Source organism: Curtobacterium aurantiacum (assembly GCF_018598555.1).
Classification (GTDB): Bacteria; Actinomycetota; Actinomycetes; order Actinomycetales; family Microbacteriaceae; genus Curtobacterium; species Curtobacterium aurantiacum.
In genome coordinates, this window is record NZ_JAHEWN010000023.1 from 16226 (window position 1) to 41581 (window position 25356).

Here is a 25356-nt window from a genome sequence, read left to right on the forward strand (position 1 = left end):
GGTCGCGGCGGCCTACTGCACGTCGGCGTCGGCCTCGCGTCCGCCCGAGTCGAAGGCGCCGCCCAGCTCGAACGCGCCGAGTGCGGGATGCGGGGCGTCGGCGGCGAGGTCACGCATCCGCTCGATCCGCTGCTGATCGTCGATCGTCTCGTCGTCCCACAGTGCCGCGACGCGCGACTCCCAGTCCCCGGTGCTCATCCGGCGAGCGTACCGCCGTCGGTGATCGTCGCGCGGAACGAGCGGACCAGCGGCGCACCGGGCTGCACGACGGCGGGGGTGTCCCACGCCAGTGCCGACCCGATCGCGGGGTACTCCTCGGCGCGGACGAACCAGGGGTCGTGGTGGTCGACGGCCTCGATCCGGATCGTCGCCGGGCCGCCGTCGAACACAGCGGACCACGTGATCCAGGGCGCCACCGAGCCGTGCACTGCGGCCTCGCCCTCGGCGTCGGCTGTCCGGACGATGATCCCGGTGCACTCGGGGAACCGCCAGAAGAAGCCGCCGTAGCCCGCCCCGACCCGACCGTTGCTGCCCGGACCCCCGAGGCGCACCGGGGCGTCGCCGGGGGTGCGGAACGACGACGACCAGGACAGCTCCCACCCGCTGGTGACCGCGCGCCACCGCAGGGTGCGGTCCTCGCGCAGGGCCACCGTGCGGTCCGGGCCCCGCCAGACGAGCGCCTCGGTGGACGTCGTGTCGTGCTGCTCGGCGTGCTCGACCTCGACCGAGCCGTGGTCGTCGCGCCAGACGTAGCCGGCGCCGCGCACGGAGGTCCGTCCGCCCCAGCAGTTCACGCCGTCGACGTCGGGGATCGCGACACCGACACCGCAGTGCCAGTCGTGGTCGCCGGGGTGGTGCGCGCTGACCACGGTGCCGCCGAGGGTCCGGACCGGGTGCAGGTACGGCCGAGGGGACGACGTGGCGATCGTGCCGGCCCCGTCGCGTTCAAGGGCGACCGTGACGTCGTCCACGCTGAGCACCTGCAGTGTCTCGTCCCGGGCCGCGTGCGCCCACGGTGCCCCCACCTCCGAGAACAGTGCGCGGGCGTCGGCGGCACGGTCGATCGTGGCCTCGACGTCGGTCAGGACGGGGCGACGAGTCGATCCCTCGCCCTGCCACGTCACCCAGGGGTGGTCGAGCTGCACGGGTTCGGTGGCACGGACCGCCTCGAGCACCTCGACGAACGCGCCGGTGGAGACCAGCGGTACCAGGAGCGCGTCGCCGCGTGACCGGTGCGCGAGCAGGTTCTCGAGCAGGTCGGTGCGCTCCAGGTGCGTGGTCGTGCCGTCGATCGTGACGTCGTCCGTCGTGTACCGCAGCACGCCGCGCCCGGTCGTGCCCCGCACCCGTACGGACGGCGGGACCTCGGTGGTGGCGCAGAGTGTGAGGGCCGCAGTGGCCTCGAGACCGGTGGTCGTGGTGACCCGGACGGCCGAGGTGTCGTCGCCCTCGATCGCGTTCGCACGGTACAGCTCGACCTCGACCCGGGCGACGTCGTCGGCTCGGCGGCACCCGACGAGCGCCAGGGCGGTCGCCACGGCGTGCGCGAGCGGGTTGGTGACCACGCCGTCGAGCACGTCGACCCCGTCGACCCGGCGCCGTCCAGCCCAGGGGGAGCGGTCCCAGTACGCCTGGTCACGGGTCCAGGTGCCGACCGCTGCCGCTGACCGGACGGCACCGACGAGCGACCCGTCACGGAACGCCGGAAGGGCGGCGGAACCGAGGCTCTGGAAGCCCACCTGGACGACCCGGCCGGTCCGACGTTCGGCCTCGAGCAGCAGGCCGAGGGCCTCGCGTGTGGCGACCGGCGGCTTCTCGAGCAGCACGTCCGCACCGGCTTCGAGCGCGTCGAGGGTGAGCGGCAGGTGCGCCGGGATCGGAGCCGCCACGACGACCACGTCCACCCGACCGAGCCGCCGGGCAGCGGCCACGTCGGGCACCACGGGAGCACCCGCGTCGGTCATCGTGCCGAGCGCGGGATCGACGACGGCGGTCAGCGTGCAGTCGCGGGCGGCCACGAGTCGGTCGATGTTCGCACGGTGGTGCAAGCCGTAGCCCCGGGCCCCGACGAGCACCACGCCCGGCAGGGTCACCGCCCGGTCCCGATGACGATGCGTGTGGCGCCGGGGGCTCGGCCGGTGACGTGGACGTGCTCGCCCCGCGGTCGGTCGGTCCCGCCGAGGAACGCGTAGTCCTGCCCGGGCGCGTAGAACGCCGGCTGACCCGGGCCGCTGCCGTTGCCCGGGCCGAACGTCACGACGTCGGTGCCGACGCGGTAGCTGCCGGTTCCCTCGGCGAGGACGCGCTCCCCGGTGACGGTGTCGGTCTGCGTGCCCACGACGGTGCCCCCGGGGCGGAACGTGAGCTGCAGTGACCACGGCACGTCGGCCCCCGCGGTCGTGACGTCGAGCACGACGGCATCCGAGGTGACCGCCACGTCGACGGTCGTCGTCATGGTCACCGCGTCGACGGGGCGCTCGCCGAAGGCCATCGCGGCGGAGAACCGCCCTTCGTCGGCGAGCGGGTAGCGGCCGTCCGACCGGCGCCGGACGCCGGGCAACGGCTGGTGGTAGCCGGCGGACACGGTCTCGACGAGCCGGAACCGCCCGTCGCCGAGCGACTCGAGCGCGGTGGGTCGGAACGGACCGAGGCCGAAGAACTCCCGGGAGAGCCGCACGTCGGACAGCACGACCGACCCGGTGACGACCCGCAGGAAGGTGGGGCTGTTCGCCAGCCCCGAGCGCACGTGACCCTGGGCGGGGACGTCCGACCCGGCGAAGAGCACGACACTGCGGTCGGGCTCACGCACGTGCACGAGCCGCGCGTCGGCGAAGGAGTGCACGGCGGGGGCGAGCGGGACGGGTTCCGGAAGTGGCTGCCCGAGCAGGGGATCGGTCATCGCCCGTGCCGCGACGGTGGCCGGCTGCCACATCTCGGCCACGGCCGCGCGTGCTGCGACCGCGGCGAGGTCGCCCCGGCCGTCGCGCACCGCGACGTGCCAGAGCAGCGGCGCGAACGCCCCGATCCCGAACGGCTGTGACTGGTCCTGCCGGCGGGACTGGACGGTCTCGACGGTGTCGTCGGGCAGCAGGAGTGCGAGCGTGGCATCGAGCGAGCTGCGCACCGGGTCGAGCAGAGCGGGGCGGTCGAGCACGGAAGCGAGCACCAGGAACGACGGCCCGGACACGGCGGACGCGTAGTTCGGGCTCCGCTCCGACCACAGGCCGTCGGCGTCGATGTCCGGGGCCTCGGCCAACCACTCGTCGATGCGGTCGACGAGCGCCGCCGACGGGTGCAGCCGGTGGACCCGGGCGAGGGCGGCGGCGATCTCCCACCGGTGGTTCGGGGTGTGCACCCCACCGGTGAGCAGCGCGGGAGTCGCCCGGACGACGATCGCGTCGAGGTCGTCGGCCAGCGCAGCCGCTGCCGGCACCGCCGCCCGGTGCGGTGCGAGCAGTTCGAGTGCGTCGCAGACGTCGTTGACCGTGAACGCGGAGTCCGGTGGGGAGAGCACGTTGTCGCCGCCGACGAACGTGCCACCGGGGGACTGCCGGGCCGCGAGGTGCCGGACCCAGCGGTGCGCGGTGGCGAGGTCGTCGTGCGCGGCGTGGGCCGGGCCTCCAGGCCGTTGCCGGACCCACGCACCGACCAGCGCGAGCGCACGCGCCATCAGTTCCCGGTGCTGCAGCGCGGCCGGGTCGTCGTCAGCGAGCCGCAGGCGGGCGACCTCGGCGTCGGCGGCCGGGCCGGCCAGGTCGAGGAACCCCATCAGTCCTTCAGACCCGCGTTGAGGTCGGCGCCGTTCACGTACTTCTGGAACACCAGGTAGAGCAGCACGAGCGGGATGATCGAGATGACCGAGGCGCCGAGCAGGACCGTCCAGTTCACGTTCTCGGCACCGACGATGCTCTGCAGGGCGATCTGGATCGTGAACTGCTTCGGGTCGTTGAGCACCAGGAGTGGCCAGATGTAGTCGTTCCACCGCCACTGGAACGAGAAGATCGCGAGCGTCAGCATGATCGGGCGGGAGATCGGCAACATGATCCGCCAGAAGATCCCGAACTCGCTCGCCCCGTCGATCCGGGCGGCCTCGACCAGGTCGTCCGGCACGGTGATGAAGAACTGCCGGAACATGAAGATGCCGGTCGCGGTGATCACCGACGGCACGATGATGCCGGCGAGCGAGTCGTACATGCCGAGGTCGCGGATGACGATGAACGTCGGGGCGAGGATCACCTCGGTGGGGAGCATCGTCGTGGCGAGGATGCAGACGAAGAACACCTTGAGCCACCTGTTGTCGTACTTCGCCAGCGCGTACCCGGTGGCCGCGCTCGCCAGCACCGTCAGCACCGTCGTGACCAGGGCGACGATGACGGTGTTGCCGAAGTACCGGGCGAAGTCGTAGCTCGACCAGGCCTCGGCGAAGCCGTCGACCGACCAGTTCTGCGGCAGCAGGGTGAGCGGGTACGAGAACAGTTCGCCGCCCGGCTTGAACGCACTGAGCACGAACCACAGCACCGGGAACCCGAAGGCGATGATGAACACCCAGAGCAGGGCCGTTGCCGCGATCGCCTTGGGACGGGGCGGGCCGTCCGTGCGCTTCTTGCTCGTGCTCGTGCTGGGAGCGGGCACCGTGGGCAGGGTGGCGGTCATCGACGGGTCTCCGTCCGACGGTTCACGGCCAGCTGGATCAACGCGATGGCCATGAGGATGAGCATGAGGACCATCGACGCCGCGCTCGCGTAGCCGATGTGGGCGTTCTGGAACCCGTTCGTGTAGATGTACTGCACCAGCAGGTTGTTGTCGGTGCCCGGACCACCGCCGTTGAGCGCCTGGACGGTGGCGAACTCCTTGAACGCCCCGAGCGACGACAGCAGGACCACGATGAACGACGTCGGCGCGATGCTCGGCAGGGTGATGTAGCGGAACTGGTGCCAGGCGCCCGCGCCGTCGAGCGACGCCGCCTCGTAGTACGACTGCGGGACGTTCCGGATCGCAGCGACGAACAACAGCATGTTGAACGCGGCTCCGGCCCACGCGGTGGCGAAGACGACGACCAGGAGCGACAGGTCGGCGTTCGACTGCCAGGGGACGGCCTTGCCGCCCAGGGACTCGATGACGAAGTTCGCCAGGCCGAAGTTCTCGCCGAACATCCACCGCCAGATCACACCGGTGACGATGGGGGAGATCAGCCACGGCACGAAGAACACGATGCGGGCGACGCTCCGGCCCTTCGCCGCGGGGCTCGTGAGCATGAGCGCCATCGACAGCGCCAGGACGAAGCCGAGCGGAACGGCGACGATCGCGTACAGGAAGGTGCGGCCGAGGGCTGCGTAGAAGGTGTCGTCGGCGAAGAGCTCGAAGTAGTTCGCCAGGCCGACGAACTGCGGGTCGACGACACCGTTGTAGTCGGTGAACGAGTAGCCCAGGCCGATCACTGCGGGCCACACGAAGAACACCACGAACAGGACGGCGTTCACACTGACGAACAGGATCGGGGCGAGGACGGGCTTGCTGACGCCGGAGCGTCGGCGCTTCGTCCCGCCGGGTGCGCCGGGCCGTCGGGGCGGCACCGGGGTGGGCACGACGGTCTGCACGTCGCCGGCTGCGGTGGGGATGCTCACGATGATCCTCTTCGTTCGTCGCGCTTACGGAATCGGCACATGGCCGGGCGGGCCCGGACCCGGGGTGACAGCGACCTGGCCGGGTGTGCCCGGGGTGGCATGTGGGGCCGGGTGCCTCATGCGCCCGGCCCCGACCGTCACCCCACGTGCTCCTCGTAGTACTTCGTGATCGTGTCGAGCGTCTCCTTGGCCGACTGCTGCCCGTTGATGAGCTTGCCGACCTCGGCCGTCGTCGGGTCGGTGCCGAGCTCCTTGCCCTCGACCGCCCACTCCGAGGCCGCCTTGGCGTAGGAGCTCGAGATCGGGTCAGCCGCGTCGATCTCCTTCTGGTACAGCGCGAAGGAGTCCTTCGCGGCCTGCGACTCGAACGGGTACCGGATGTCCAGCCCGGACTCGACGGGCAGGAACCCGTTGGTGGTCACGAGCTTCGCGTAGTTCGTCGGGTCGTACATGGCCTCGATGAACTTCTTCGCCGCGGCACCGCGGGCGTCGGAGTTCTCGAACCCGACGATGTTGCCGCCGTAGTTGATCTCGGTGGCGTGGGTCGGGTCGGCCGGCGTCGCGGCGCTGGCCCAGTCGAAGTCGGTGATGTTCGACGCGAAGTCCGACGACTGCCAGACGCCGGAGAAGTAGGCGACGACCTGCCCGCTCTTGAACAGGGCGTTCGGGTCCTGGCCACTCGTCCAGACCGACTTCGGCATGACCGAGTCGTCGTTCATGTCGGCGAAGTCCTGCAGGGCGTCGACCGTCTTCGCGTCGGTGGGGAAGGAGCCGTCCTTCTCCTGCTGCATGAAGTCGGTGCCCTTGGTGAACATGTAGGCCCGCAGCCGCGACGGCGACGAGTCGAACACCAGGTCGTACTTGGCACCGGTGTCGGCCTTCACCTTGTCGGCGGCGTCGAGGAACTCGTCCCACGTCCACGCCTTCGCGGGGTCGGTCGGGTAGGCGATGCCGGCCTTGTCGAACAGTGACTTGTTCACGAACAGGCCGGCCGCGGTGACGTCGGACGGGATCGAGGTGACCTTGCCGTCCTTGTCCTTCGCGATGAGGTCCTGGTCGATCCCGTTCGCCTCGTCGTCCACGATCGAGGCGAGGTCGACGGTCTTGCCGCTCCAGATCGGGTCGATGCCCGCGGCGCGCACCACGTCGGGCAGCGAGTTCGCCTGCGCCGACTCGCGGAGCTTGGTCTGCAGACCGTCGTAGGGCAGGTTGACGATCTTCACCGCGACGCCGGTCTGCTTCTCGTACGCGGTCGCGAGGTCCTGGTAGCCCTTCTCCTGCGCGGACGAGGTGGAGAGCCAGAAGGTCAGCTCGTCCACCTTGCCGCTGTCCCCGGACCCGCCGGAGGCACAGCCGCTCAGGAGCGCGAGCGCGGCGATCCCGCCGGCGAGTGCGAGCATTCTCTTGGATGACTTCATCGTCACTGCTTTCGTTCGGGACCACGTGCTTCTGCCGTGGGCGAGCGTTCGGGGTGTCTCGGCCGAGGACCCCAGGTCTACACGACGCCCGCCGTTCTGGCAAGCGCTTTCCTGAGTGATGTTCTGACAATGTGACCTGCGTGTCCACACGGCGGGAACGGCGCGGCTGACGCCCACCGTGCCTCCCGGGAAATCGCTATCCTCGCCACAGACCGCGCACGGCGCGGACCTGACTGGAGGCACGACATGCCCGAGCGCGGCACCGTCACCCTGGCCGACGTGGCCGAGCGGGCAGGGGTGTCGCTCGCGACCGCCTCACGGGCGCTCAACGGCAGTACCCGGAAGGTCCGGCAGGAGTCGGTGGACCGGGTGCGCGCCGCCGCCCGCGCGCTCCGCTACACCGCGAACGTGCAGGCGCAGGCCGTCGCGCGCGGGACCACCACGACCCTGGCGCTCGTCGTCGGAGACATCGCCGACCCGTACTTCGCGGCGATCGCGGCGGGGGCCATCCGGGCAGCCGACGAGGCCGGGCTCGTCGTCACGATCACGTCCACCGGCGGGGATCCCTCGCGGGAGGTCGCCGTGCTCGGCGTCGTCGCGGGGCTCCGTCCGCGCGCCGTGGTCCTCGCCGTCAGCCGTCGGCTCGGCGTCGGCTCCGGATCCGCGACGGGGTCCGGACCCTCCGAGGTCGCGGCGGCCGTCGGCGGGCTCGTCGCGGCGGGGGCCGGAGTGTCCGCGCTCGTGTCCGACCTGGACGGGGCCGCAGCCGGCGTCCCCGGCGTGCACGGCGTGGTGATCCGCAACCTCAGCGGGGCCGCCGCACTCGCGGGTGCGCTGGTCGAACAGGGTCACGACTCCTTCGCCGTGCTCGCCGGCGACCCGGACCTCGTCACGGCGCACGCCCGGGTCGAGGGCTTCGTCGCCGGCCTCGCGGCGCACGGTCTGCGGGTGCCCGACGAGGACGTGGTGCCGTCCGAGTTCACGCGCGACGGCGGGTACCGGGCGATGGTGTCGCTGCTGGACCGCGCGGCCGAGGGCGGTGCGCCGGTGCCGCGGTGCGTCTTCGCCGTCACCGACCTGATGGCCGTCGGGGCGGTCGCGGCGATCCGTGAGCGCGGGCTCGTGCCCGGGGTCGACGTCGGCGTCGCCGGGTTCGACGACGTGCGGATGCTCGCCGACGTCGTGCCGGCGCTCAGCACGGTGCGGCTGCCGCTCGAGGAGATCGGGGAGCGAGCCGTCCGCCGCGCGCTCGGGCTCGAGGCCGACGGTGCCGTCGACGGCGAGGTCGTCCTGCGCGCCAGCACCGCCCGCTGACCTCGTCACCGAGCACGCCACGCACACCGTGGTGTACGGTTCCGGCAAGCGCTTTCCAACACGACGGACAGCGGGCCACGGCGAGCAAGGGAGCACGCGTTGACCACCACGCGCACCATCGGCATCATCATGAACGGCGTCACCGGGCGCATGGGCTACCGACAGCACCTCGTGCGGTCGATCCTGGCGATCCGGGACGACGGCGGCCTGCTGTTGCCCGACGGCACGCGCGTGCAGCTCGAGCCGATCCTGGTCGGCCGGAACGCCGCGAAGCTCGAGGAGATCGCGACCCGCCACGGCCTCGAACACTGGACCACCGACCTCGACGCCGCCCTCGCCGACCCCCGCTGGCAGGTCTTCGCCGACTTCGCCGTCACGAGCGCCCGCGCGGACGCCCTGCGCAGGGCCATCGCGGCCGGCAAGGCCGTCTACACCGAGAAGCCGACGGCCGAGACCTCCGACGAGGCCCTCGAACTCGCGCAGCTCGCCGCCGAGGCCGGCGTCCCGAACGGCGTCGTGCACGACAAGCTCTACCTGCCCGGCCTCCGGAAGCTCCGTCGACTGCTCGACTCCGGGTTCTTCGGCCGGGTGCTGTCCGTCCGCGGCGAGTTCGGCTACTGGGTGTTCGAGGGGGACTGGCAGTCGGCGCAGCGACCGAGCTGGAACTACCGCCAGCAGGACGGCGGCGGCATCGTCGTCGACATGTTCCCGCACTGGAACTACGTGCTCGAGCAGTTGTTCGGTCGCGTCGAGTCCGTCTACGCCCGCGCCGTCACGCACATCGAGCAGCGCACCGACGAGCAGGGCGTGCCGTACCCGGCCACCGCCGACGACGCCGCCTACGGGGTCTTCGACCTGGCGGGCGGCATCACGGCGCAGATCAACTCGAGCTGGGCGGTGCGCGTCGACCGAGACGAGCTCGTCGAGTTCCAGGTCGACGGAACCGACGGCAGTGCCGTGGTGGGGCTCTTCGGCTGCCGGATCCAACCCCGCACGGCGACCCCGAAGCCGGTCTGGAACCCCGATCTGAAGGACGACCGCGACTACCGGGGCCAGTGGCTCGAGGTCCCCGACAACGAGGTGTTCGGCAACGGCTTCCGCGCGCAGTGGGAGGACTTCCTGCACGACCTGGTCGCCGGCCGTCCGCACCCCTACGACCTGCTGTCCGGTGCCCGCGGCGTGGCGCTGGCCGAGGCGGGCCTGCGCTCCAGCGCGGAGGGTCGGCGTGTGGACCTGCCGGAGCTGACACTGCCCGCCGGGGTCGAGCCGCGCCTCCCGGTCGAGACGCCGGAGGTCGCCCAGCGCACGGAGACCGTCGGGGCGACCGCATGACGGACCTGACCCTGCTGGCGGCCGACGGCACCACGAGCCGTGCACCGCTGGGCGAGCCCGCGGTCGACGACACGGCCAAGCCCACGGCGCCCCTCACCGAGCGGGTGGTCTACGCCGCGGCCCACGTCGTCCCGCGGACCGCCGCCGACAACACTCCCGGCACCCCGGCCGACCTCGACTGGGACGCCACCCTCGCCTTCCGCCACCACCTGTGGTCCTGGGGACTGGGCGTCGCCGACGCGATGGACACGGCGCAGCGGAACATGGGCCTCGACCCCGCCGCAACCCGCGAGCTCGTCACCCGCAGCGCACGCGAGGCGCAGTCTGTCGGCGGCCGGATCGTCGTCGGGGTGAACACCGACGACCTGCCCGACGAACCCGTCACCGAGCAGCAGATCGTCGACGCGTACGTCCGGCAGCTGCACCACGCAGAAGACGCCGGCGTCGGGGTGGTGCTCATGGCGAGCCGGCACCTGGCACGACTCGCGCTGGACGATCCAGCCACCTACCGCCGCGTCCACGGAAGGGTCCTCGAGCGGGCGGGTGCCCCCGTCGTGCTGCACTGGCTGGGGGAGGCGTTCGACCCCGCCCTCGCCGGGTACTTCGGCGGGCACCAGGGCCCGGACACGGTGCTCGACATCATGCGCGACGCCGGGCCGAAGGTCTCCGGCATCAAGATGAGCCTGCTCGACGCGTCGGCCGAGGTAGCACTCCGCGCCCGGCTCCCCGAGACCGCCCGGATGTTCACGGGCGACGACTTCCACTACGTGGACCTGATCGCGGGCCAGGACGGCGTGCACTCCGACGCCCTGCTCGGGGCGTTCGCCGCCATCGCACCGCTCGCCTCGGCCGCCGTGCGGGCGCTGCCGGACGCGTCGGCCTACCGCGCCCTGCTCGGACCGACCGAAGCCCTGTCCCGACACCTCTTCAGTGCCCCCACCTGGCACTACAAGACCGGCATCGCGTTCCTCGCCTGGCTGAACGGGCACCAGCCGGCCTTCGCCATGGTGGGCGGCCAGCACGCCGGCCGTTCGCTGCCGCACCTGTCCGAGACGGTCCGGCTCGCGAACGCCTGCGGCGCCCTGCAGGACCCGGACCTCGCCGCCGAGCGGTGGCACGCCGTGCTCGCGGTCAACGGGGTGGAGACGACCGCCGGGAGGCCCGCCCCACCCGCCGCCGACCGCACCGTCGCCGGGGTGGTCGCGTGAGTGCGCCGACCGGCACGGCCGCGCCGGTCCGGCCGGGTGCAACCGCGCCGCACCCGCGGCTGTCGGTCAACCAGGCGACGATCAAGTACGCGACCCTGCCCGAGGCGCTCGACACCGTCCGCCGGGCCGGGGTCGGGGCGATCGGCACCTGGCGCGAGCCCGTCGCCGAACTCGGGCTCGCCGACGCCGTTCGCCGGGTGGCCGACTCCGGGCTCCGGGTGTCGTCGCACTGCCGTGGCGGGTTCTTCACCCTGCCCGAGGGGACCGCACGCCAGCGGGCGCTCGACGACAACCGTCGGGCGATCGACGAGACCGCCGCCCTGTCCGCCGCGGGGGCTGCGGGTTCGGCGCCCGTGCTCGTGCTCGTCGCGGGTGGCCTGCCTGCGGGTTCGCGCGACCTCACCGGTGCGCGCTCCCGGGTCGCTGACGCCCTCGCCGCCCTCGTGCCGCACGCGCTCGACACCGGCGTGCAGCTCGCCGTCGAACCCCTCCATCCGATGTACGCCGCCGACCGTGCCGTGGTGTCGACGCTCGCGCAGGCCCTCGACCTGGCGGCCCCGTTCCCTGCCGCTGCCGTGGGGGTCGTCGTCGACACCTTCCACGTGTGGTGGGACCCGGCGCTCGCGGCCTCGATCGCCCGGGCCGGTGCCGCCCGGCGCATCGCGTCGTACCAGGTGTGCGACTGGACGACCCCGATCGCGGCCGACCCGCTGCTCTCGCGCGGCTACCCGGGTGACGGGCACGTCGACTTCGGACCAGTGACCGACGCCGTGGTCGACGCCGGCTACTCCGGTGACGTCGAGGTCGAACTCTTCAACCAGGCGATCTGGGACACTCCGCCCGCCGATGTCGTCGCCCGCGTCGTGGCGTCCTTCGCCGAAGTGGTGCCGCTCCCGCGTTGAGGTGGGCGCAGCCCTCGCACCGTTCGGTGGCCTCAGCGCGTTCGTCGGGCGAGCACGACGCTGTCGAGCACCTCGTGCGCATCGCCCTCCGGCGTCGCCGCGGTGCGCGGCCGGACCTCGGCGACCAGGACGTCCCACCGGTCGTCGAGCTGCAGGGCGGCCAGGTCGTCGTCCGGCGAGGGGAACCGGTACCCACGCAGCTCGGGCGGCAGGTCGTCGTGCGGGGGAGCGGCGTGCGCGGTGACGAGCAGGTGTCCGCCGGAGGCGACGAAGCCGGCGGCCCGGCGCAGGATCTCGGCGCGCGGGATCTCCACCGGCCACGACTGCAGGAAGGACGCCGTCACCAGGTCGAACCGTTCGGCGGTGTCCCAGCGGGCGAGGTCCGCGGCCACGAACGCGGTCCGATCCTCCACCCCGGTGGCGACGGCGGCCCGCGAACCACGCTGGAGCGCCGTCACGGACAGGTCGATGCCCGTCACGTCCCACCCCTGTCCGGCGAGCCAGACCACGTCGCCGCCCTCGCCGCAGCCGAGGTCGAGCGCCCGCCCGACCGGCAGCCCCCACGTCACCGAGGCGAGCACGGCGTTCACCCGACCGGACCAGATGCCGTCGCGCTCGGCGTAGCGGGCCTCCCACCACTCGCGGGCTGACGGGGCGGCATCGGTGGCAGCGGCAGCGGCGGCGGCGCGGTCGTGGGTGTGCATCCGCTCACTCCAGCGTACCTGCCGGACCGCACCCAAGCGGTGTTGCCGAGCCGGCAACCTCGCACCGTGCGGGGCGGGCGCGAACCGGGCCTCCCGACCGCTCGATGGTGAGCAGACGATGTCGGGTCGGCTCGACGAACCCGACCGTTCCTGCTCACGAAGCGAGCAAGCCCCCGCTACTCATCGGCGGGCAGCGGCTCCGCGTTCTCGATGCGGGCGCTCGCCGTGGCCATGTGCTCGTCCATCGCACGCTGCACGGCGAGCACGTCGCGGGCGCGCAGCCCCTCGAAGATCGCACGGTGCTCGTGGAACGCGGCCTCGGTCGCCTGCCGGGTCTGCACGCGCCGTGCCACCCAGACGCTCAGCATGGAACGCAGGCTCTGCAGCAGGTCGGCGAGCACGTCGTTGCCCGATGCCCGGGCCAGCAGGACGTGGAAGCGGACGTCGGCGTCGATGAAGGCCTGCGGGTCGTCGAGCGTCTCCTCCTGCCGGACCAGGTACTCGCCGAGCTCGGTGATCTGCTCGTCGGTGGCGCGCTGCGCGGCGAGGATCGCGGCCGTGCGCTCGAGCGACGACCGGATCTCGAGCAGCTCCCGGGTCCGGTTCGACGCGAGCATGAGCCCCCACGACAGGGTCGTCGGGAGCAGGTCCGAGGTGCCACCACGCAGGTACGTGCCCGATCCGGGCCGGATCTGCACGATGCCGAGGATCTCGAGGGCGGCGAGGGCCTCGCGGACCGCTGAGCGCCCGACGCCGAGCCGTTCGGAGAGGATCCGCTCCGAGGGCAGTCGCGAACCGGGGGCCAGCTCGCCCGCGGTGAGCAGCGAGACGAGCTGTCGAGCGACCACCGATGCGGGCGACCCGACGGGCACGGACTCGAGCTCGAGTCGGATGTTGAGGGGGTCGTCCGGGCTGAACGCGGGCATGGAGTGAGCGTACCGGTCGGTCAACCGGTTGCGACCGGAGCAGCGCTGCGAGCCCAGTGGCCGGCGCGAGCGCGCGGAATGGTCAACCGGTTGACAAGTTGACGGAACGCGTCGCACACTGGACCAGGCGCACCGATGCGCCCGCTCCCGATCCGTGCAGCAGCCGGACCATCCCGGCGCAGCTGCCAGGCGGAGTCGTACCACCCCCACCGAGCAGGAGTCATCGTGGACATCCCCGCCACGCGAGGCATCCCCACCTCGGTCGTCGAGAAGACGGCCATCCGCAAGATCGCGATCCGCATCGTGCCGTTCGTGGCACTGATGTTCTTCATCAACTTCCTCGACCGCACCGCGATCTCCTTCGCCGCCCCGAACGGCATGGAGGCCGACCTCGGTCTGACCGCGGCCCAGTTCGGCTTCGCGTCCGGGGTGTTCTTCATCGGCTACCTCGTGCTCGAGGTGCCGTCCAACCTCGCCCTGCACAAGTTCGGCGCCCGGATCTGGCTCGCCCGCATCATGATCACGTGGGGCATCGTCTCGCTGCTCTTCACGTGGGTGCAGAACTACCCGCAGCTCGTCGGCCTGCGCTTCCTGCTCGGCATCGCCGAGGCCGGGTTCTTCCCCGGCGCGATCCTCTTCCTGTCGACCTGGGTCCCGGCCCGCCACCGCGGCAAGATGCTCGCGCTGTTCTACCTGGCCCAGCCGCTCACGAGCGTCATCGGTTCCCCGCTCGCCGGGTGGCTGATGACCCACGAGGGCATCCTCGGCGGCCTCGCCGGCTGGCGCTTCATGTTCCTCTGCGTCTCGATCCCGGCGATCATCGTCGGCGTCCTGTGCCTCTTCGTGCTCAAGGACAAGCCGTCGCAGGCGAAGTGGCTCGACGAGGACGAGAAGGTCTGGTTGGAGACGACGCTTGCCGCCGAGAGCGCGGCGAAGGGCGGCGGCGACGGCCACGGCAAGGGCGGCCTGCGTGCGGCCTTCGGCTCCGGCCGCGTCTGGATGCTCGCCGCGGTGTACTTCGGCTTCATCTACGGCCTCTACGCGCTCAGCTTCTTCCTGCCGACGATCATCGACGGCTTCCAGGAGCAGTTCGGCACCACGTTCGACCTGTTCCAGAAGGGCCTCATCACGGCCATCCCGTACGTGCCGGCCGCGGTCGTCCTGTACTTCTGGTCGCGTGACGCCTTCCGCCGCGGCGTCCGGGTCTGGCACATCGCCGTCCCGGCCCTGGTCGGTGGCCTGAGCATCCCGGTCGCGCTCTACATGAACAGCCCGGCAGCCACGGTCGCCGTCATCGCGATCACGGCGTGCGCCATCTTCGCCGCACTGCCGAACTTCTGGACGGTGCCGACGCAGTTCCTGACCGGAGCCGCCGCGGCAGCCGGCGTCGCCCTCATCAACACCGTCGGCAACCTCGGTGGGTTCGCCGCCCCGTACATCACGGGTGCGGTCAGCGAGTGGACCGGCGGGTACCAGATCCCGATGTTCATCGTCGGGTTCTTCATGGTGCTGTCGAGCGTGCTGATGTTCGTGCTCGGCCGGAACACGAAGCGCAACGAAGCGGCCGCCGCGGCGTCCGGAGCCGACACGGCGGTCGCCGCCACGGACGGACCGACCGCGATCGCGAAGGAGGCCGGCGCATGACCCGCCTGTTCAACGACCCCGCCGACTTCGCGGACGAGATGGTGGACGGCTTCGTCGCAGCCAACCGGTCCCGCGTCCGGAAGGTGCACGGCGGCGTCGCCCGCTCCACCACCAGCCCCGAGGGCACCGTCGCGCTCGTCGTCGGCGGTGGCTCCGGGCACTACCCGGCCTTCGGCGGACTCGTCGGGCACGGCCTGGCGGCCGGTGCCGCGATGGGCAACCTGTTCGCCAGCCCGAGCGCCCAGCAGGTCACCGCGGTCGCGAAGGCGTCCGAGCACGGCGGCGGCGTGCTGCTCAGCTACGGCAACTACGCCGGCGACGTCCTCAACTTCGACGCAGCGGCACGAGCACTCGAGGCACAGGGCATCGAGGTCCGCACGGTCCGCGTGACCGACGACGTCGCCTCGGCGCCCGCAGACCGGACGCACGAGCGCCGCGGCATCGCGGGGGACCTCTGCGTGTTCAAGGTCGCCGGCGCCGCCGCCGAACGCGGCGACGACCTCGACGTGGTCACCGCGATCGCGACCCGGGCCAACGACCGCACCCGCAGCTTCGGCGTCGCGTTCTCCGGGTGCTCCCTGCCCGGCGCCGAGGAGCCGCTCTTCACCGTTCCCGAGGGCCGCATGGCCATCGGCATGGGCATCCACGGTGAACGCGGCATCGCCGAGGCCGACGTGCCCACCGCCGACGGCCTGGCCGACCTGCTCGTCGACAAGCTCCTGACCGAGGTGCCGTCCGACCTCGCAGCTGCGGGAACCAGCAGCCCCCGCGTCGTCCCGATCCTCAACGGCCTCGGCTCGGTGAAGTACGAGGAGCTCTTCGTCGTCTTCAGCGCAGTCCAGCGGAAGCTCACCGAGGCCGGCATCGTCGTCGTCGAGCCCGAGGTCGGCGAACTCGTCACGAGCTTCGACATGGCGGGCGTCTCGCTCACCCTGTTCTGGCTCGACGACGAACTCGAGCAGCTCTGGGCCGCTCCCGCCGATGCCCCCGCGTTCCGCAAGGGCGGCGCCGTCCCGCAGCAGCCGGTGCCGGTCGAGGTGCTCGAAGCCGGCGTGGTCGTGCCGGTGACGCCCGGCACCGTGGAGTCCCAGGCCTCCGCCGCCCGCGTCGCGAGCGCCATCAGCGCCGTCCGCGCCACGATCGACGACCACGCCGACGAGCTCGGCCGCATCGACGCCGTCGCCGGAGACGGTGACCACGGCATCGGCATGCAGCGCGGCTCCACCGCCGCCGACCGCGCCGCGCAGGACGCCGCCGCCCGCGGTGCCGGTGCTGGCAGCGTCCTGGCGATCGCCGGCGACGCCTGGTCCGACAAGGCCGGCGGCACGTCCGGTGCCATCTGGGGTGCCGCCCTGGAGGCCCTGGGTCGCGTCATCGGGGACGAGTCCCGTCCGACGGCCGCCACCGTCCAGAGCGCGGTGCACGCCGCCGTCGAGGCCGTGCTGGCCTTCGGGGCGGTCCCCGGCGACAAGACGATGGTCGACGCGCTCGTCCCGTTCGACGAGGTCCTCACCGCACGCGTCGCCGTCGGCGACGAGCTCGTCGACGCCTGGTCCGCCGCCTCGGCCGCAGCGCAGGCCGCGGCCGACGCCACGGCCGACCTGCTGCCGCGGATGGGTCGTGCCCGAACCCACGGCGAGGACGCCGTCGGCACCCCGGACGCGGGCGCGGTCTCGTTCGCGCTCATCACCGCCGCGGTCCTGTCGACCATGGCCGTCCACGCCTGATCCCCACCACGAAAGGTACACCGCATGAGTGAGCAGCAGTTCCGCATCGTCGTCGGCTCGGACGACGCCGGCTTCGACTACAAGGAGGTCATCAAGGCCGACCTCGCGAAGGACCCCCGGGTGGTCTCCGTCGTCGACGTGGGCGTGGACGCCGACGGGCACACCGCCTACCCGCACGTCGCCGTCGACGCCGCACGCCTGGTCGCGAACGGTGAGGCCGACCGCGCCATCCTGATCTGCGGCACCGGCCTCGGCGTCGCCATCGCGGCGAACAAGGTCCCCGGCATCCGCGCGGTCACCGCGCACGACTCGTTCTCCGTCGAGCGCTCGATCCTGTCGAACGACGCCCAGGTCCTCTGCATGGGCCAGCGCGTCGTCGGGGTCGAGGTCGCGCGCCGGATGGCGAAGGAGTGGCTCGGCTACACCTTCGACCAGACGAGCGCCAGCGCCGAGAAGGTCAACGCGATCTGCGCCTACGACGGCTCCGCCCCGGTCGGGACCGACGCCTGATGCCCGCGACCACGGCGGCCGCCCCGGTGACGATCGGGGTGTCGCTCAAGATGTACTTCAGCCACGCCCGGACGCTCGAGTGGGCGGCCGCCGTGGCCGAGATCGCCCGGACCCACCCGGCGGTTCGGTCCGGCGCGGTCGAGCTGTTCGTGGTGCCGACGTTCCCGTCGCTCGTCCCCGTCCGGGCGATCCTGACCGCGTCCGGTGCCCCGGTGCTCCTCGGCGCGCAGGACCTGGCGTGGGCCGACGAGGGCGCCTTCACCGGCGAGGTCTCCGGCCGCGAGCTCCGCGAGATCGGTGTCGACCTGGTCGAGATCGCCCACGCCGAGCGCCGCTCCCTGTTCCACGAGTCCGACCAGGACATCGCCGGCAAGGTGCACGCGGCCTTCCGGAACGGACTCCGTCCGCTGGTCTGCATCGGCGAGACCGAGCGCGCCGCCGACGGCGACCCCGCGGCCGCGATCGCCGAGGTCACCGCGCAGCTCGACCGCTTCACCGCCACGGCGACCGCCGACGGCCTCGCCGGACCGCTCATCGCCGCGTACGAGCCGGTGTGGGCGATCGGTGCCCCGCAGCCCGCGCCCGACGAGCACATCGTCGCGGTGCTGGCCGGCATCGAGCAGCACCTGGCGACCCGACCGGAGCTCGCCGGCTCCGTCGCGATCTACGGCGGCAGTGCCGGTCCGGGCCTGCTGACCCGCGGTGCCGGACGCATCGGCGGCCTGTTCCTCGGCCGCTTCGCCCACGACCCCGAGGCGATCCGCACGATCCTCGACGAAGCGCACGCCCTGGCGGTGACCCCGTGACCTCCCTGCTCGGCCTCTCCACCTACGCCTACTTCTGGCGCATGTCCGACCGCGTCCCGTCGCCGATGTCCCTCGACGACGCCCTGCGGGACGCCGCGAGCCACGACGGCGTCGAGCTGTTCCAGATCTGCGACCACCTGCCGCTCGACACCGCGACCGACGAGCGTCTGGCCTCGATCCGCACCCTCGCCGACGACCTCGGTCTCACGCTCGAGGTCGGTACCCGCGGCACCCGGCCGGAGCACCTCGCCCGGTACCTGCACGTCGCGCAGCAGCTCGGCGCGACGCTCGTGCGGAGCATGTGGACGAGCGGTGACGACCAGCCCGACGCAGCCGAGACCGAACGACGCCTGCGGCAGGCGCTCCCCGCCTACGAGCGCGCGGGCGTGACCCTCGCGCTGGAGACCTACGAGGTCGTCGCCACCACGGACCTCGTCGACGTCGTCGAACGCATCGACAGCCCCGCGCTCGGGATCTGCCTCGACCCGGCGAACACCGTCGCGAACCTCGAGCACCCCGCCGACGTCGTCGCCCGGTGCGCCCCGCTCACCCGGAACTGGCACGTCAAGGACTCCGCCTTCACCCGCTCACCGGGCTGGGTCGGGTTCCAGTACACCGGCGTCGTGATCGGCACCGGGGTCCTCGACTACGACGCCGTCCGCGCCGCGGTCGAGCCCGAGGCCCGTGGGGTCAACCGCGTCGTCGAGTTCTGGCTGCCGTGGCAGGACGAGCACGCCGGCGGCGAACCCCTGCCGGGGGAGACCCCCGCACAGACCACCACCCGCACCGAGGCGGCGTGGACCGAACAGACCATCGAGTACATCAGGAGCAAGGAATCATGACCGACACCGTCACCACCACCCACACCGTCGCTGCCGGATCCGGCACGGCCGACGTCACCGTCGCCGTGATCGGTGCCGGCGGCAAGATGGGCACCCGCGTCTCGAACAACTTCGCGAAGAGCGACTACACCACCCTCTACAGCGAGGCCTCGCCCGCCGGTCAGGAGCGCATCCAGGCCCTCGGCCGCGAGATCACCGACAGCCTCGACGCCGCGAAGGCCGCCGACGTCGTCATCCTCGCCGTCCCCGACGTCCTGCTCGGCACCATCTCGGAGCAGCTCGTCCCCGTCATGAAGCCCGGCGCGTCGATCCTGACGCTCGACCCCGCGGCCGCCTACGCCGGTCTGCTGGCGAAGCGCGAGGACATCCACTACGCCGTGGCGCACCCGTGCCACCCGTCGGTGTTCCTCGAGCGCACCACCAAGGCCGAGTGGGACGACACCTTCGGTGGCATCGCCGCCCCGCAGGAGGTCATCGCGGCCTTCGACGCGTCCGAGTCGCTCGGCGACGAGGGCGACCGCGCGAAGGCCGTCGCCGAGGCCGTCATCACCACGATGTACGCCCCGGTCATCCAGGTGCACTGGGTCACGGTGAAGCAGCTCGCCGTGCTCGAGCCGACCCTGGTCGAGACGATCGCCTGCATGATCGGCGACTTCCTCAACGACGCCCTCGAGGAGACCGTCACCGGCGTCGGCGTGCCGCGCGAAGCCGCCCGCGCCATGCTCTACGGCCACACCTGGATCGCGCTGACCAACGGCCTGCGCGGCTCGAACCCGTTCTCCGACGCCTGCCACATCGCGATGGGCTACGGCCGCGAGAAGCTCATCAAGGAGGACTGGAAGCAGGTCTTCGACGACAGTGAACTCGACTCGGTCATCGCCAAGATGCTCAAGATCGACGCCGTCCGCCGCTGATCACGAAGGACCCCACGGACCGGAACGCCCCGCCGACCCCCTTCCGGCGGGGCGTTCCCCGTGCCGTCCGCGGGTCCGTGATGCGTCGCGGTCGCCCGCGGTTTGGCCGCGGAACGCAGCACGTGGTTCCACGGCTCCCGGCACGCGTACCGTCCGTCGCGATGACCGATTCGCCCACCACCAGCGCCCCGTCGAACTACGAGTCCGCCGCCGATGTGGACCCCCTGCACGTCACCACCTACCGCCAGGTCCGCAAGGCCGCCCGTCGTGGGCACGCGCTGCCCGGCGAGGTCGGCGAACCGTCCCTCGCCGACCTGGTCAACGCCCGGGGGAACGGCACCGCCGAGTGCCGCTGACGCACATCGGTCAGGCGAGCGCTCAGCTGCCCGTGACCGCAGTCACCAGCGCGTCGAGCGCGCGGTCGAGCTCGGGCATCGTCACGGCGCCGTAGCCGAACACGATGCCCGGCGGCGTGCTGCCCGGCGCGAGCCCGTACTCCTCGAGCGTCGCGACGAGCACCCCGGCGTCCGCAAGCCGACGCGCGATCTGCGCCCCGGTGGTCGGACCCGACCACGTGACCACCGCGTGCAGTCCGCCGTTCAGGGCACGGGCCTCCAGGCCGGCGACGTCGCCGAGCCGAGCCGCGATCCGGGCCCGGCGGTGCATGTAGTCGCGACGCACCCGACCGAGGTGCCGCCGAAGCGCACCCGTCCGCAGCAGGTGCACGAGCGCGGCCTGCACCGGTTCGGCGACGACCGCGCCACGCGCCCGACGGGCGGCGAACACCGCCTCCGTCACCGGGGAACCCGTCGCTGCACCCGTCGGCAGCACGACGTACGCGCACCGCAGCCGGGGGTCGAGCGTCTTCGAGAACCCTCCGACGTGCAGCACCACGCCCTCGACGTCGAGTGCGGCCAGTGCGGGCACGGGAGCGCCGCGGTGCCGGAACTCGGAGTCGTAGTCGTCCTCCACCACCACGGTGCCGGTGGTGGAGGCCCAAGCGAGCAGCCGCCGGCGCCGCCCTACCGGCATCACCGACCCGAGCGGGTACTGGTGCGTCGGGCTGACCAGCACGGCGTCGACCGGTCCGGAGGCCTCGAGCGCATCGAGGTCGAGGCCGTCCTCCCCGACCGGGATGCCCACCAGGGACCCGCCCGCGCTCGTGATCGCACGGTGGCCGGTGCGGTAGCCGGGGTCCTCGACGGCGACGACGGGAGCGCGACCCAGCAGCCCTCGCAGCGCCTCGGTGACGAGCGACAGCGCCTCCGAGGTCCCCGCGGTCACGAGCACCCGGTCGACCGTCGCCGTGAACCCGCGGGTCAGGCCGAGCTGGGCGACGACCTGTGCCCGCAGGTCGGGGGAGCCGAGCGGCTCCGCGATCGCGTTCCGGAGCGGAGCCGACGCCGCTGCGCGCCAGGCTGCCCGCCAGTCCCGCTGCGGGATGGCGGTGACGGCGGGGATGCCCGGACGGCAGTCGACGAGGGGAACGGCCAGGGAGCCTGACACGACAGCGGCCGCGAGGGCGCCCGTCGGCCCGGTGCTGGCGCGGACCACATCGGTGCCCCCACCCGTCTCCGCCGATGCCCTCGCCGCCGGCCCGCGCACCCCCGCTGCGACCCGCGCGAGGGCACCGTGCCGCGTCCGCAGGTACCCCTCGCCGTCGAGCTGCTCGTACGCCGCGACGACGGTGCCCCGGGCCACCCCGAGCTCGACCGCCAGCGCCCGCGTCGAGGGCAGCGGATCGCCCTCGCGCAGGGTGCCGTCGTGCACCATCCGGCGTACCCGTGCCACCACACCGGCCACCTTGCTCGACTGGTCCACCGCGATCGCCCCGATCTGGTCCAGATGCCGGACCACTGGTGACCCTAGCGTGAGCCCATGCCCACCCCGAACGCCCAGCTGAGCCCATCCGACCCGCCCACCGACGGCCCCTCCCTCCACGTCCGCCGCCTGCGCGACCGTCAGTCCGACGACCCCGCCGTCCTGCACGCGATCCTCGCCGAGGCCCACATCGCCCACGTCGGCATCGTCCGCGGCGGCCACCCCGTCGTCCTCCCGTTCCTCTGCGCCGTCGGCGACCTCGGCGACGGCCCCGTCCTGCTGCTGCACGGCTCGACCGGTGGTGGCCTGTTCCTCGACGCCGGGGCAGAGGGCGTCCCCGTCGCCGCCACCGTCACCCACCTGGACGGCCTCGTCTTCGCACGCTCGACCCACGACAGCTCGGCGAACTACCGCAGCGCGATGATCGCCGGCCGCGCCACCGTGGTGCCGACCGACCTCCGCGCCGAAGCCCTCTGGCAGGTGGCCGACCACCTGATGCCGGGCCGCCGAACCGAGGTGCGCGAGATGACCGCGAAGGAGGTCCGCGCCACCCAGGTCCTCCAGCTGCCCCTCGAGCGCGCGAGCGTCAAGGTCCGAGCCCACGGCGTCGGCGAGGACCCGGCAGACGGTGAGGACCACACCGTCTGGGCGGGCGTGCTGCCACTCGCGGTCCGCGCGGGGGTCCCGATCCCGGGGGACATCTCGGGGGACAGCCCGGTCGACGCGTCCGTCGTCGCACTGTCGGCTCGCCTCGAGCGCCTGGCGGCCGACCGGGAGGCCCGGATCGCCGCCGTCATGCGGGTCACGTCGGTCTGAGCCCCGGTCCACGGCCGCGCTCCGGCTCCGGAACAGCCGTGCGCGCCGTCGGAGGGGCCTGCGAGCGGTGCCCCTTCCTGTGACCAGCTGCAGGAAGACTCCGGCGCTGCCCAGCCGCGAGGACCGCCGTGACCAATACGTTACTTTCCGGACCGCCGAGTGGTCCCGACCCGGAAGGACCCATGGGACGCCACGCACTGCCCGCAGCAGCCGACGACCGCCAGCCCGCGCCGATGCGCACGCACCACGCGGTCGACCCCGCGCCGCTGACGCCGGACACGCAGCCGTCCCGTTCCCGTGGTCGCCGCTCGGCCCTCGGCCCCGCAGCCGCCCGCTCCACCTTCGTCGAACACCCGAAGCCGGCCCGGACCGTGCGGATGCAGCCGCGTCCGGCCCCCGTGGCGTCGTCCGCCGGCCACGCGGTGCTGAGCCGCACGGCCACCCTCCGTGCCGAGCGTGCCGTCGACCCGCGGCACGTCCGCCGTTCCGCGAACGCGAAGCGCGCCGCGATCCTGCTCGCCCCCGCGATCGCGGTGACCTCGAGCCTGACGCTGGCCCTCCCCGCGAACGCCGACACCCTGCCCACGGACACCCGTTCCGGCACGACCACGGCGCAGGACGCCCAGACCTTCACGGTGGCGCACGACGTCCAGGTCCCCGTCGTCTCCACCGACGGCATGACCACCACGACGACGATCGTGTCCTACCCGACGCTCGACCTCCGCTTCGGGGTGACGACCGCGCAGGCACAGTCCGCGTTGTCCGCCGCCCTCTCGGCCGGGGGCGACCGGGCCACGATCGTGCAGACCGCCCTGCAGTACATGGGGGACCCGTACGTCGAGGGCGGCGCGAGCCACGAGGGCATCGACTGCTCCGGGCTCACGATGGTCGCGTACCAGGCGGTGGGGATCCAGCTCGTGCACTACGTGCCGACGCAGGACGCCGTCGCCACCACGATCCCGGAGTCCGAGGCGCTGCCGGGCGACCTGGTCGTGTACGACGACGAGGACCACGTCGGCCTGTACCTCGGGCAGGGCCTCGTCCTGCAGGCGCCGCACCCGGGTGAGGTCGTCGACATCGTCCCGATGTACTCGGCGGCACACCACTTCGCCCGCGTCCTGCCCGCGGGAAGCTGACCCGACCAGCGATCGCGGGCCCTGGTGGTGACCGGCGGGGCCACCCGAACGGGCCGTACCCGCGTGTCACGGGCCTCCCGTATCCTGGAGTGATGGCTTCCGACACCCGCACCCCGTTCGAACAGCAGCAGTCTGCTCGTCCGCAGGTGCGCCCGCGCACCGAGGGCTGGAAGCAGGCCACCGACACCGACGGTCGCCCGCTCCTGCAGTTCGCCTCCCCGAAGCGTGGCAAGCCGCCCGTGCACCTGGCCGACCTGACGGCCGAGGAGCGCGAGGCCCGCGTCAAGGAACTCGGGCTGCCCGGCTTCCGCGCCAAGCAGCTCGCGACCCACTACTTCCAGCACTACACGTCCGACCCGGCCAAGATGACCGACCTGCCCGCCGCCCAGCGGGAACAGCTGGTCGCCGGGATGCTGCCGCCGCTCCTCACCGAGACCCGGCGGCTGGCGACGGACAACGGCGACACGATCAAGTTCCTCTGGAAGCTGCACGACGGCGCCCTGGTCGAGTCGGTGCTCATGCGCTACCCGGGCCGCATCACGCTCTGCGTCTCGTCCCAGGCCGGGTGTGGCATGAACTGCCCGTTCTGCGCCACCGGCCAGGCGGGGCTGACGCGCAACATGTCGACCGCCGAGATCATCGAGCAGATCGTCCGGGCCAACGCCGCGATCGCCGCCGGTGAGCTCGGGGGCGACCCCCGCAAGGGCGGGCAGGACCGCGTCGACGCGGAGCGCGTGACGAACATCGTGTTCATGGGCATGGGGGAGCCGCTCGCGAACTACAAGCGGGTGATGGACGCCGTGCGGTTGATGGTCGCGCCGCAGCCGAACGGGCTCGGCATGAGCGCCCGCGGCATCACCGTGTCGACAGTGGGTCTGGTGCCGGCGATGATCAAGCTCGCCGACGAGGGGATCCCGCTCACCTTCGCGCTGTCCCTGCACGCACCCGACGACGAACTCCGCGACGAGCTCATCCCGGTGAACTCCCGCTGGAAGGCCGACGAGGCGATCGACGCCGCCCACAACTACTACGTCAAGACGGGCCGACGTGTCTCGATCGAGTACGCGCTCATCAAGGACATGAACGACCACGCCTGGCGTGCCGACCTGCTCGCCGAGAAGCTCAACAAGCGCGGCAAGGGCTGGGTGCACGTCAACCCGATCCCGCTCAACCCGACCCCGGGTTCCGTGTGGACCTCGTCCGAGGTGCACGTGCAGGACGAGTTCGTCCGCCGACTCAACGCCGCCGGCATCCCGACGACCCTGCGCGACACCCGTGGCAAGGAGATCGACGGGGCCTGCGGTCAGTTGGCCGCAGCCGAGTAGGTCGGCTGGGTCCGGTCCGCCCCGTCAGCGGGTTCGGTTCGTTCGGGAGGCACGGTGCGGGTTCGCACCGTGCCTTCCGCCGTTCCCGGGGTCGCGCCCACCCCGTCGATCCCCGGAAACCCGGGGGACACGTGCCGTTCACCCGAGTGCGACACGCCCGGGAGGGACGACGGTTGGCAGGGCCCCAGGGGCGTGTGTAAAGTAATCACTCGTTGCCGCTGAGGCGGAGAACGGAACGGCCGAGACGGTCACAGGGTGCAAGCCCTGGATGCGCAGTCCGGACGGGGTCCCGCTCAGGCAACATCCCCCCGAAGAAGTCGAAGTGATTCGACGTGTCCGAGGGTGGAACAAGACGAATGCCTCTCTGGCGGAGCCCCTTGTGGGTCG

The 25356-nt window shown here is 72.3% G+C and carries 23 protein-coding genes; 14 read left to right on the forward strand and 9 right to left on the reverse strand.

Annotated features, from left to right (window positions below; all coding sequences use genetic code 11):
- Positions 1 to 12 precede the first annotated feature (12 nt).
- From KK087_RS15680 to KK087_RS15705, 6 genes are all read right to left on the reverse strand, one after another.
- Positions 13 to 198, reverse strand: coding sequence for a hypothetical protein (locus KK087_RS15680; RefSeq protein WP_214566538.1), 186 nt, complete (start codon positions 196 to 198; stop codon positions 13 to 15).
- Positions 195 to 2078 (reverse strand): DUF6807 family protein, encoded by a 1884-nt coding sequence (locus tag KK087_RS15685; protein ID WP_307860108.1) that lies wholly within the window; start codon positions 2076 to 2078, stop codon positions 195 to 197. The genes KK087_RS15680 and KK087_RS15685 overlap by 4 nt, the downstream gene beginning before the upstream one ends.
- 11 nt (positions 2079 to 2089) lie before the next feature.
- Positions 2090 to 3769: a hypothetical protein gene (locus KK087_RS15690; protein WP_214566542.1), complete on the reverse strand. Its 1680-nt coding sequence runs from the start codon at positions 3767 to 3769 to the stop codon at positions 2090 to 2092.
- Entirely contained in the window at positions 3769 to 4653 is an 885-nt protein-coding gene (locus tag KK087_RS15695) for a carbohydrate ABC transporter permease (RefSeq protein WP_250896832.1), read from the reverse strand. Before KK087_RS15695 ends, KK087_RS15690 begins: the two co-directional genes overlap by 1 nt.
- Positions 4650 to 5624: a carbohydrate ABC transporter permease gene (locus KK087_RS15700; protein ID WP_214545428.1), complete on the reverse strand. Its 975-nt coding sequence runs from the start codon at positions 5622 to 5624 to the stop codon at positions 4650 to 4652. The genes KK087_RS15695 and KK087_RS15700 overlap by 4 nt, the downstream gene beginning before the upstream one ends.
- Positions 5625 to 5761: 137 nt before the next feature.
- Complete coding sequence (locus KK087_RS15705) at positions 5762 to 7042, reverse strand: extracellular solute-binding protein (protein WP_250901190.1); 1281 nt, start codon at positions 7040 to 7042, stop codon at positions 5762 to 5764.
- 246 nt (positions 7043 to 7288) lie between these two features.
- Between KK087_RS15705 and KK087_RS15710 the strand changes: the two genes are divergently transcribed.
- The 4 genes from KK087_RS15710 (at position 7289) to KK087_RS15725 (ending at position 11798) form a co-directional block, all read left to right on the forward strand.
- Positions 7289 to 8356, forward strand: a complete 1068-nt coding sequence (locus tag KK087_RS15710) for a LacI family DNA-binding transcriptional regulator (protein WP_214566544.1) — start codon at positions 7289 to 7291, stop codon at positions 8354 to 8356.
- Positions 8357 to 8485: 129 nt separating this feature from the next.
- On the forward strand, positions 8486 to 9688 hold the full coding sequence (locus tag KK087_RS15715; protein ID WP_214566571.1) for a Gfo/Idh/MocA family protein: 1203 nt from the start codon (positions 8486 to 8488) through the stop codon (positions 9686 to 9688).
- Positions 9685 to 10896: a DUF993 family protein gene (locus tag KK087_RS15720; RefSeq protein ID WP_214566546.1), complete on the forward strand. Its 1212-nt coding sequence runs from the start codon at positions 9685 to 9687 to the stop codon at positions 10894 to 10896. The genes KK087_RS15715 and KK087_RS15720 overlap by 4 nt, the downstream gene beginning before the upstream one ends.
- Complete coding sequence (locus KK087_RS15725) at positions 10893 to 11798, forward strand: sugar phosphate isomerase/epimerase family protein (RefSeq protein ID WP_214566548.1); 906 nt, start codon at positions 10893 to 10895, stop codon at positions 11796 to 11798. Before KK087_RS15720 ends, KK087_RS15725 begins: the two co-directional genes overlap by 4 nt.
- 32 nt (positions 11799 to 11830) lie before the next feature.
- On the opposite strand, the gene KK087_RS15730 is transcribed toward KK087_RS15725, so the two are convergent.
- Together KK087_RS15730 and KK087_RS15735 are read right to left on the reverse strand one after the other, a co-directional pair.
- A complete protein-coding gene (locus KK087_RS15730) occupies positions 11831 to 12502 on the reverse strand; it encodes a class I SAM-dependent methyltransferase (RefSeq protein ID WP_214566550.1) in 672 nt (223 codons plus the stop codon).
- A 176-nt stretch (positions 12503 to 12678) separates the two neighbouring features.
- Positions 12679 to 13428, reverse strand: coding sequence for a FadR/GntR family transcriptional regulator (locus KK087_RS15735; protein WP_214545432.1), 750 nt, complete (start codon positions 13426 to 13428; stop codon positions 12679 to 12681).
- 225 nt (positions 13429 to 13653) lie between these two features.
- Here KK087_RS15735 and KK087_RS15740 point away from each other — a divergent pair, with 225 nt between their 5' ends.
- From KK087_RS15740 to KK087_RS15770, 7 genes are all read left to right on the forward strand, one after another.
- Positions 13654 to 15072: an MFS transporter gene (locus tag KK087_RS15740; RefSeq protein ID WP_214545433.1), complete on the forward strand. Its 1419-nt coding sequence runs from the start codon at positions 13654 to 13656 to the stop codon at positions 15070 to 15072.
- Entirely contained in the window at positions 15069 to 16799 is a 1731-nt protein-coding gene (locus KK087_RS15745) for a dihydroxyacetone kinase family protein (protein WP_214566552.1), read from the forward strand. The genes KK087_RS15740 and KK087_RS15745 overlap by 4 nt, the downstream gene beginning before the upstream one ends.
- A gap of 24 nt (positions 16800 to 16823) precedes the next feature.
- The gene (locus KK087_RS15750; RefSeq protein ID WP_214566555.1) at positions 16824 to 17309 is read left to right on the forward strand and encodes a ribose-5-phosphate isomerase; all 486 of its coding nucleotides are present in this window, start codon (positions 16824 to 16826) and stop codon (positions 17307 to 17309) included.
- Entirely contained in the window at positions 17309 to 18115 is an 807-nt protein-coding gene (locus tag KK087_RS15755) for a triose-phosphate isomerase family protein (protein WP_214566557.1), read from the forward strand. The genes KK087_RS15750 and KK087_RS15755 overlap by 1 nt, the downstream gene beginning before the upstream one ends.
- Positions 18112 to 18957 carry a sugar phosphate isomerase/epimerase family protein gene (locus KK087_RS15760; RefSeq protein ID WP_214566559.1) on the forward strand — a complete coding sequence of 282 codons (846 nt, stop codon included), beginning with the start codon at positions 18112 to 18114 and terminating at the stop codon, positions 18955 to 18957. Before KK087_RS15755 ends, KK087_RS15760 begins: the two co-directional genes overlap by 4 nt.
- Positions 18954 to 19871, forward strand: a complete 918-nt coding sequence (locus KK087_RS15765) for a phosphogluconate dehydrogenase C-terminal domain-containing protein (protein ID WP_214566561.1) — start codon at positions 18954 to 18956, stop codon at positions 19869 to 19871. The genes KK087_RS15760 and KK087_RS15765 overlap by 4 nt, the downstream gene beginning before the upstream one ends.
- 161 nt (positions 19872 to 20032) lie before the next feature.
- Positions 20033 to 20227 (forward strand): hypothetical protein, encoded by a 195-nt coding sequence (locus KK087_RS15770; RefSeq protein ID WP_214566563.1) that lies wholly within the window; start codon positions 20033 to 20035, stop codon positions 20225 to 20227.
- A gap of 22 nt (positions 20228 to 20249) precedes the next feature.
- On the opposite strand, the gene pdxR is transcribed toward KK087_RS15770, so the two are convergent.
- Positions 20250 to 21728: a MocR-like pyridoxine biosynthesis transcription factor PdxR gene (gene pdxR, locus KK087_RS15775; RefSeq protein WP_214566565.1), complete on the reverse strand. Its 1479-nt coding sequence runs from the start codon at positions 21726 to 21728 to the stop codon at positions 20250 to 20252.
- A gap of 21 nt (positions 21729 to 21749) precedes the next feature.
- On the opposite strand from pdxR, the gene KK087_RS15780 reads away from it, so the two are divergent.
- The 3 genes from KK087_RS15780 (at position 21750) to rlmN (ending at position 24969) form a co-directional block, all read left to right on the forward strand.
- A complete protein-coding gene (locus KK087_RS15780; protein WP_214566567.1) occupies positions 21750 to 22508 on the forward strand; it encodes a pyridoxamine 5'-phosphate oxidase family protein in 759 nt (252 codons plus the stop codon).
- Positions 22509 to 22690: 182 nt separating this feature from the next.
- Positions 22691 to 23644: a C40 family peptidase gene (locus tag KK087_RS15785; protein ID WP_214545442.1), complete on the forward strand. Its 954-nt coding sequence runs from the start codon at positions 22691 to 22693 to the stop codon at positions 23642 to 23644.
- A gap of 92 nt (positions 23645 to 23736) precedes the next feature.
- A complete protein-coding gene (gene rlmN / locus KK087_RS15790) occupies positions 23737 to 24969 on the forward strand; it encodes a dual-specificity RNA methyltransferase RlmN (protein WP_110862858.1) in 1233 nt (410 codons plus the stop codon).
- The last annotated feature ends 387 nt before the right edge of the window (positions 24970 to 25356 follow it).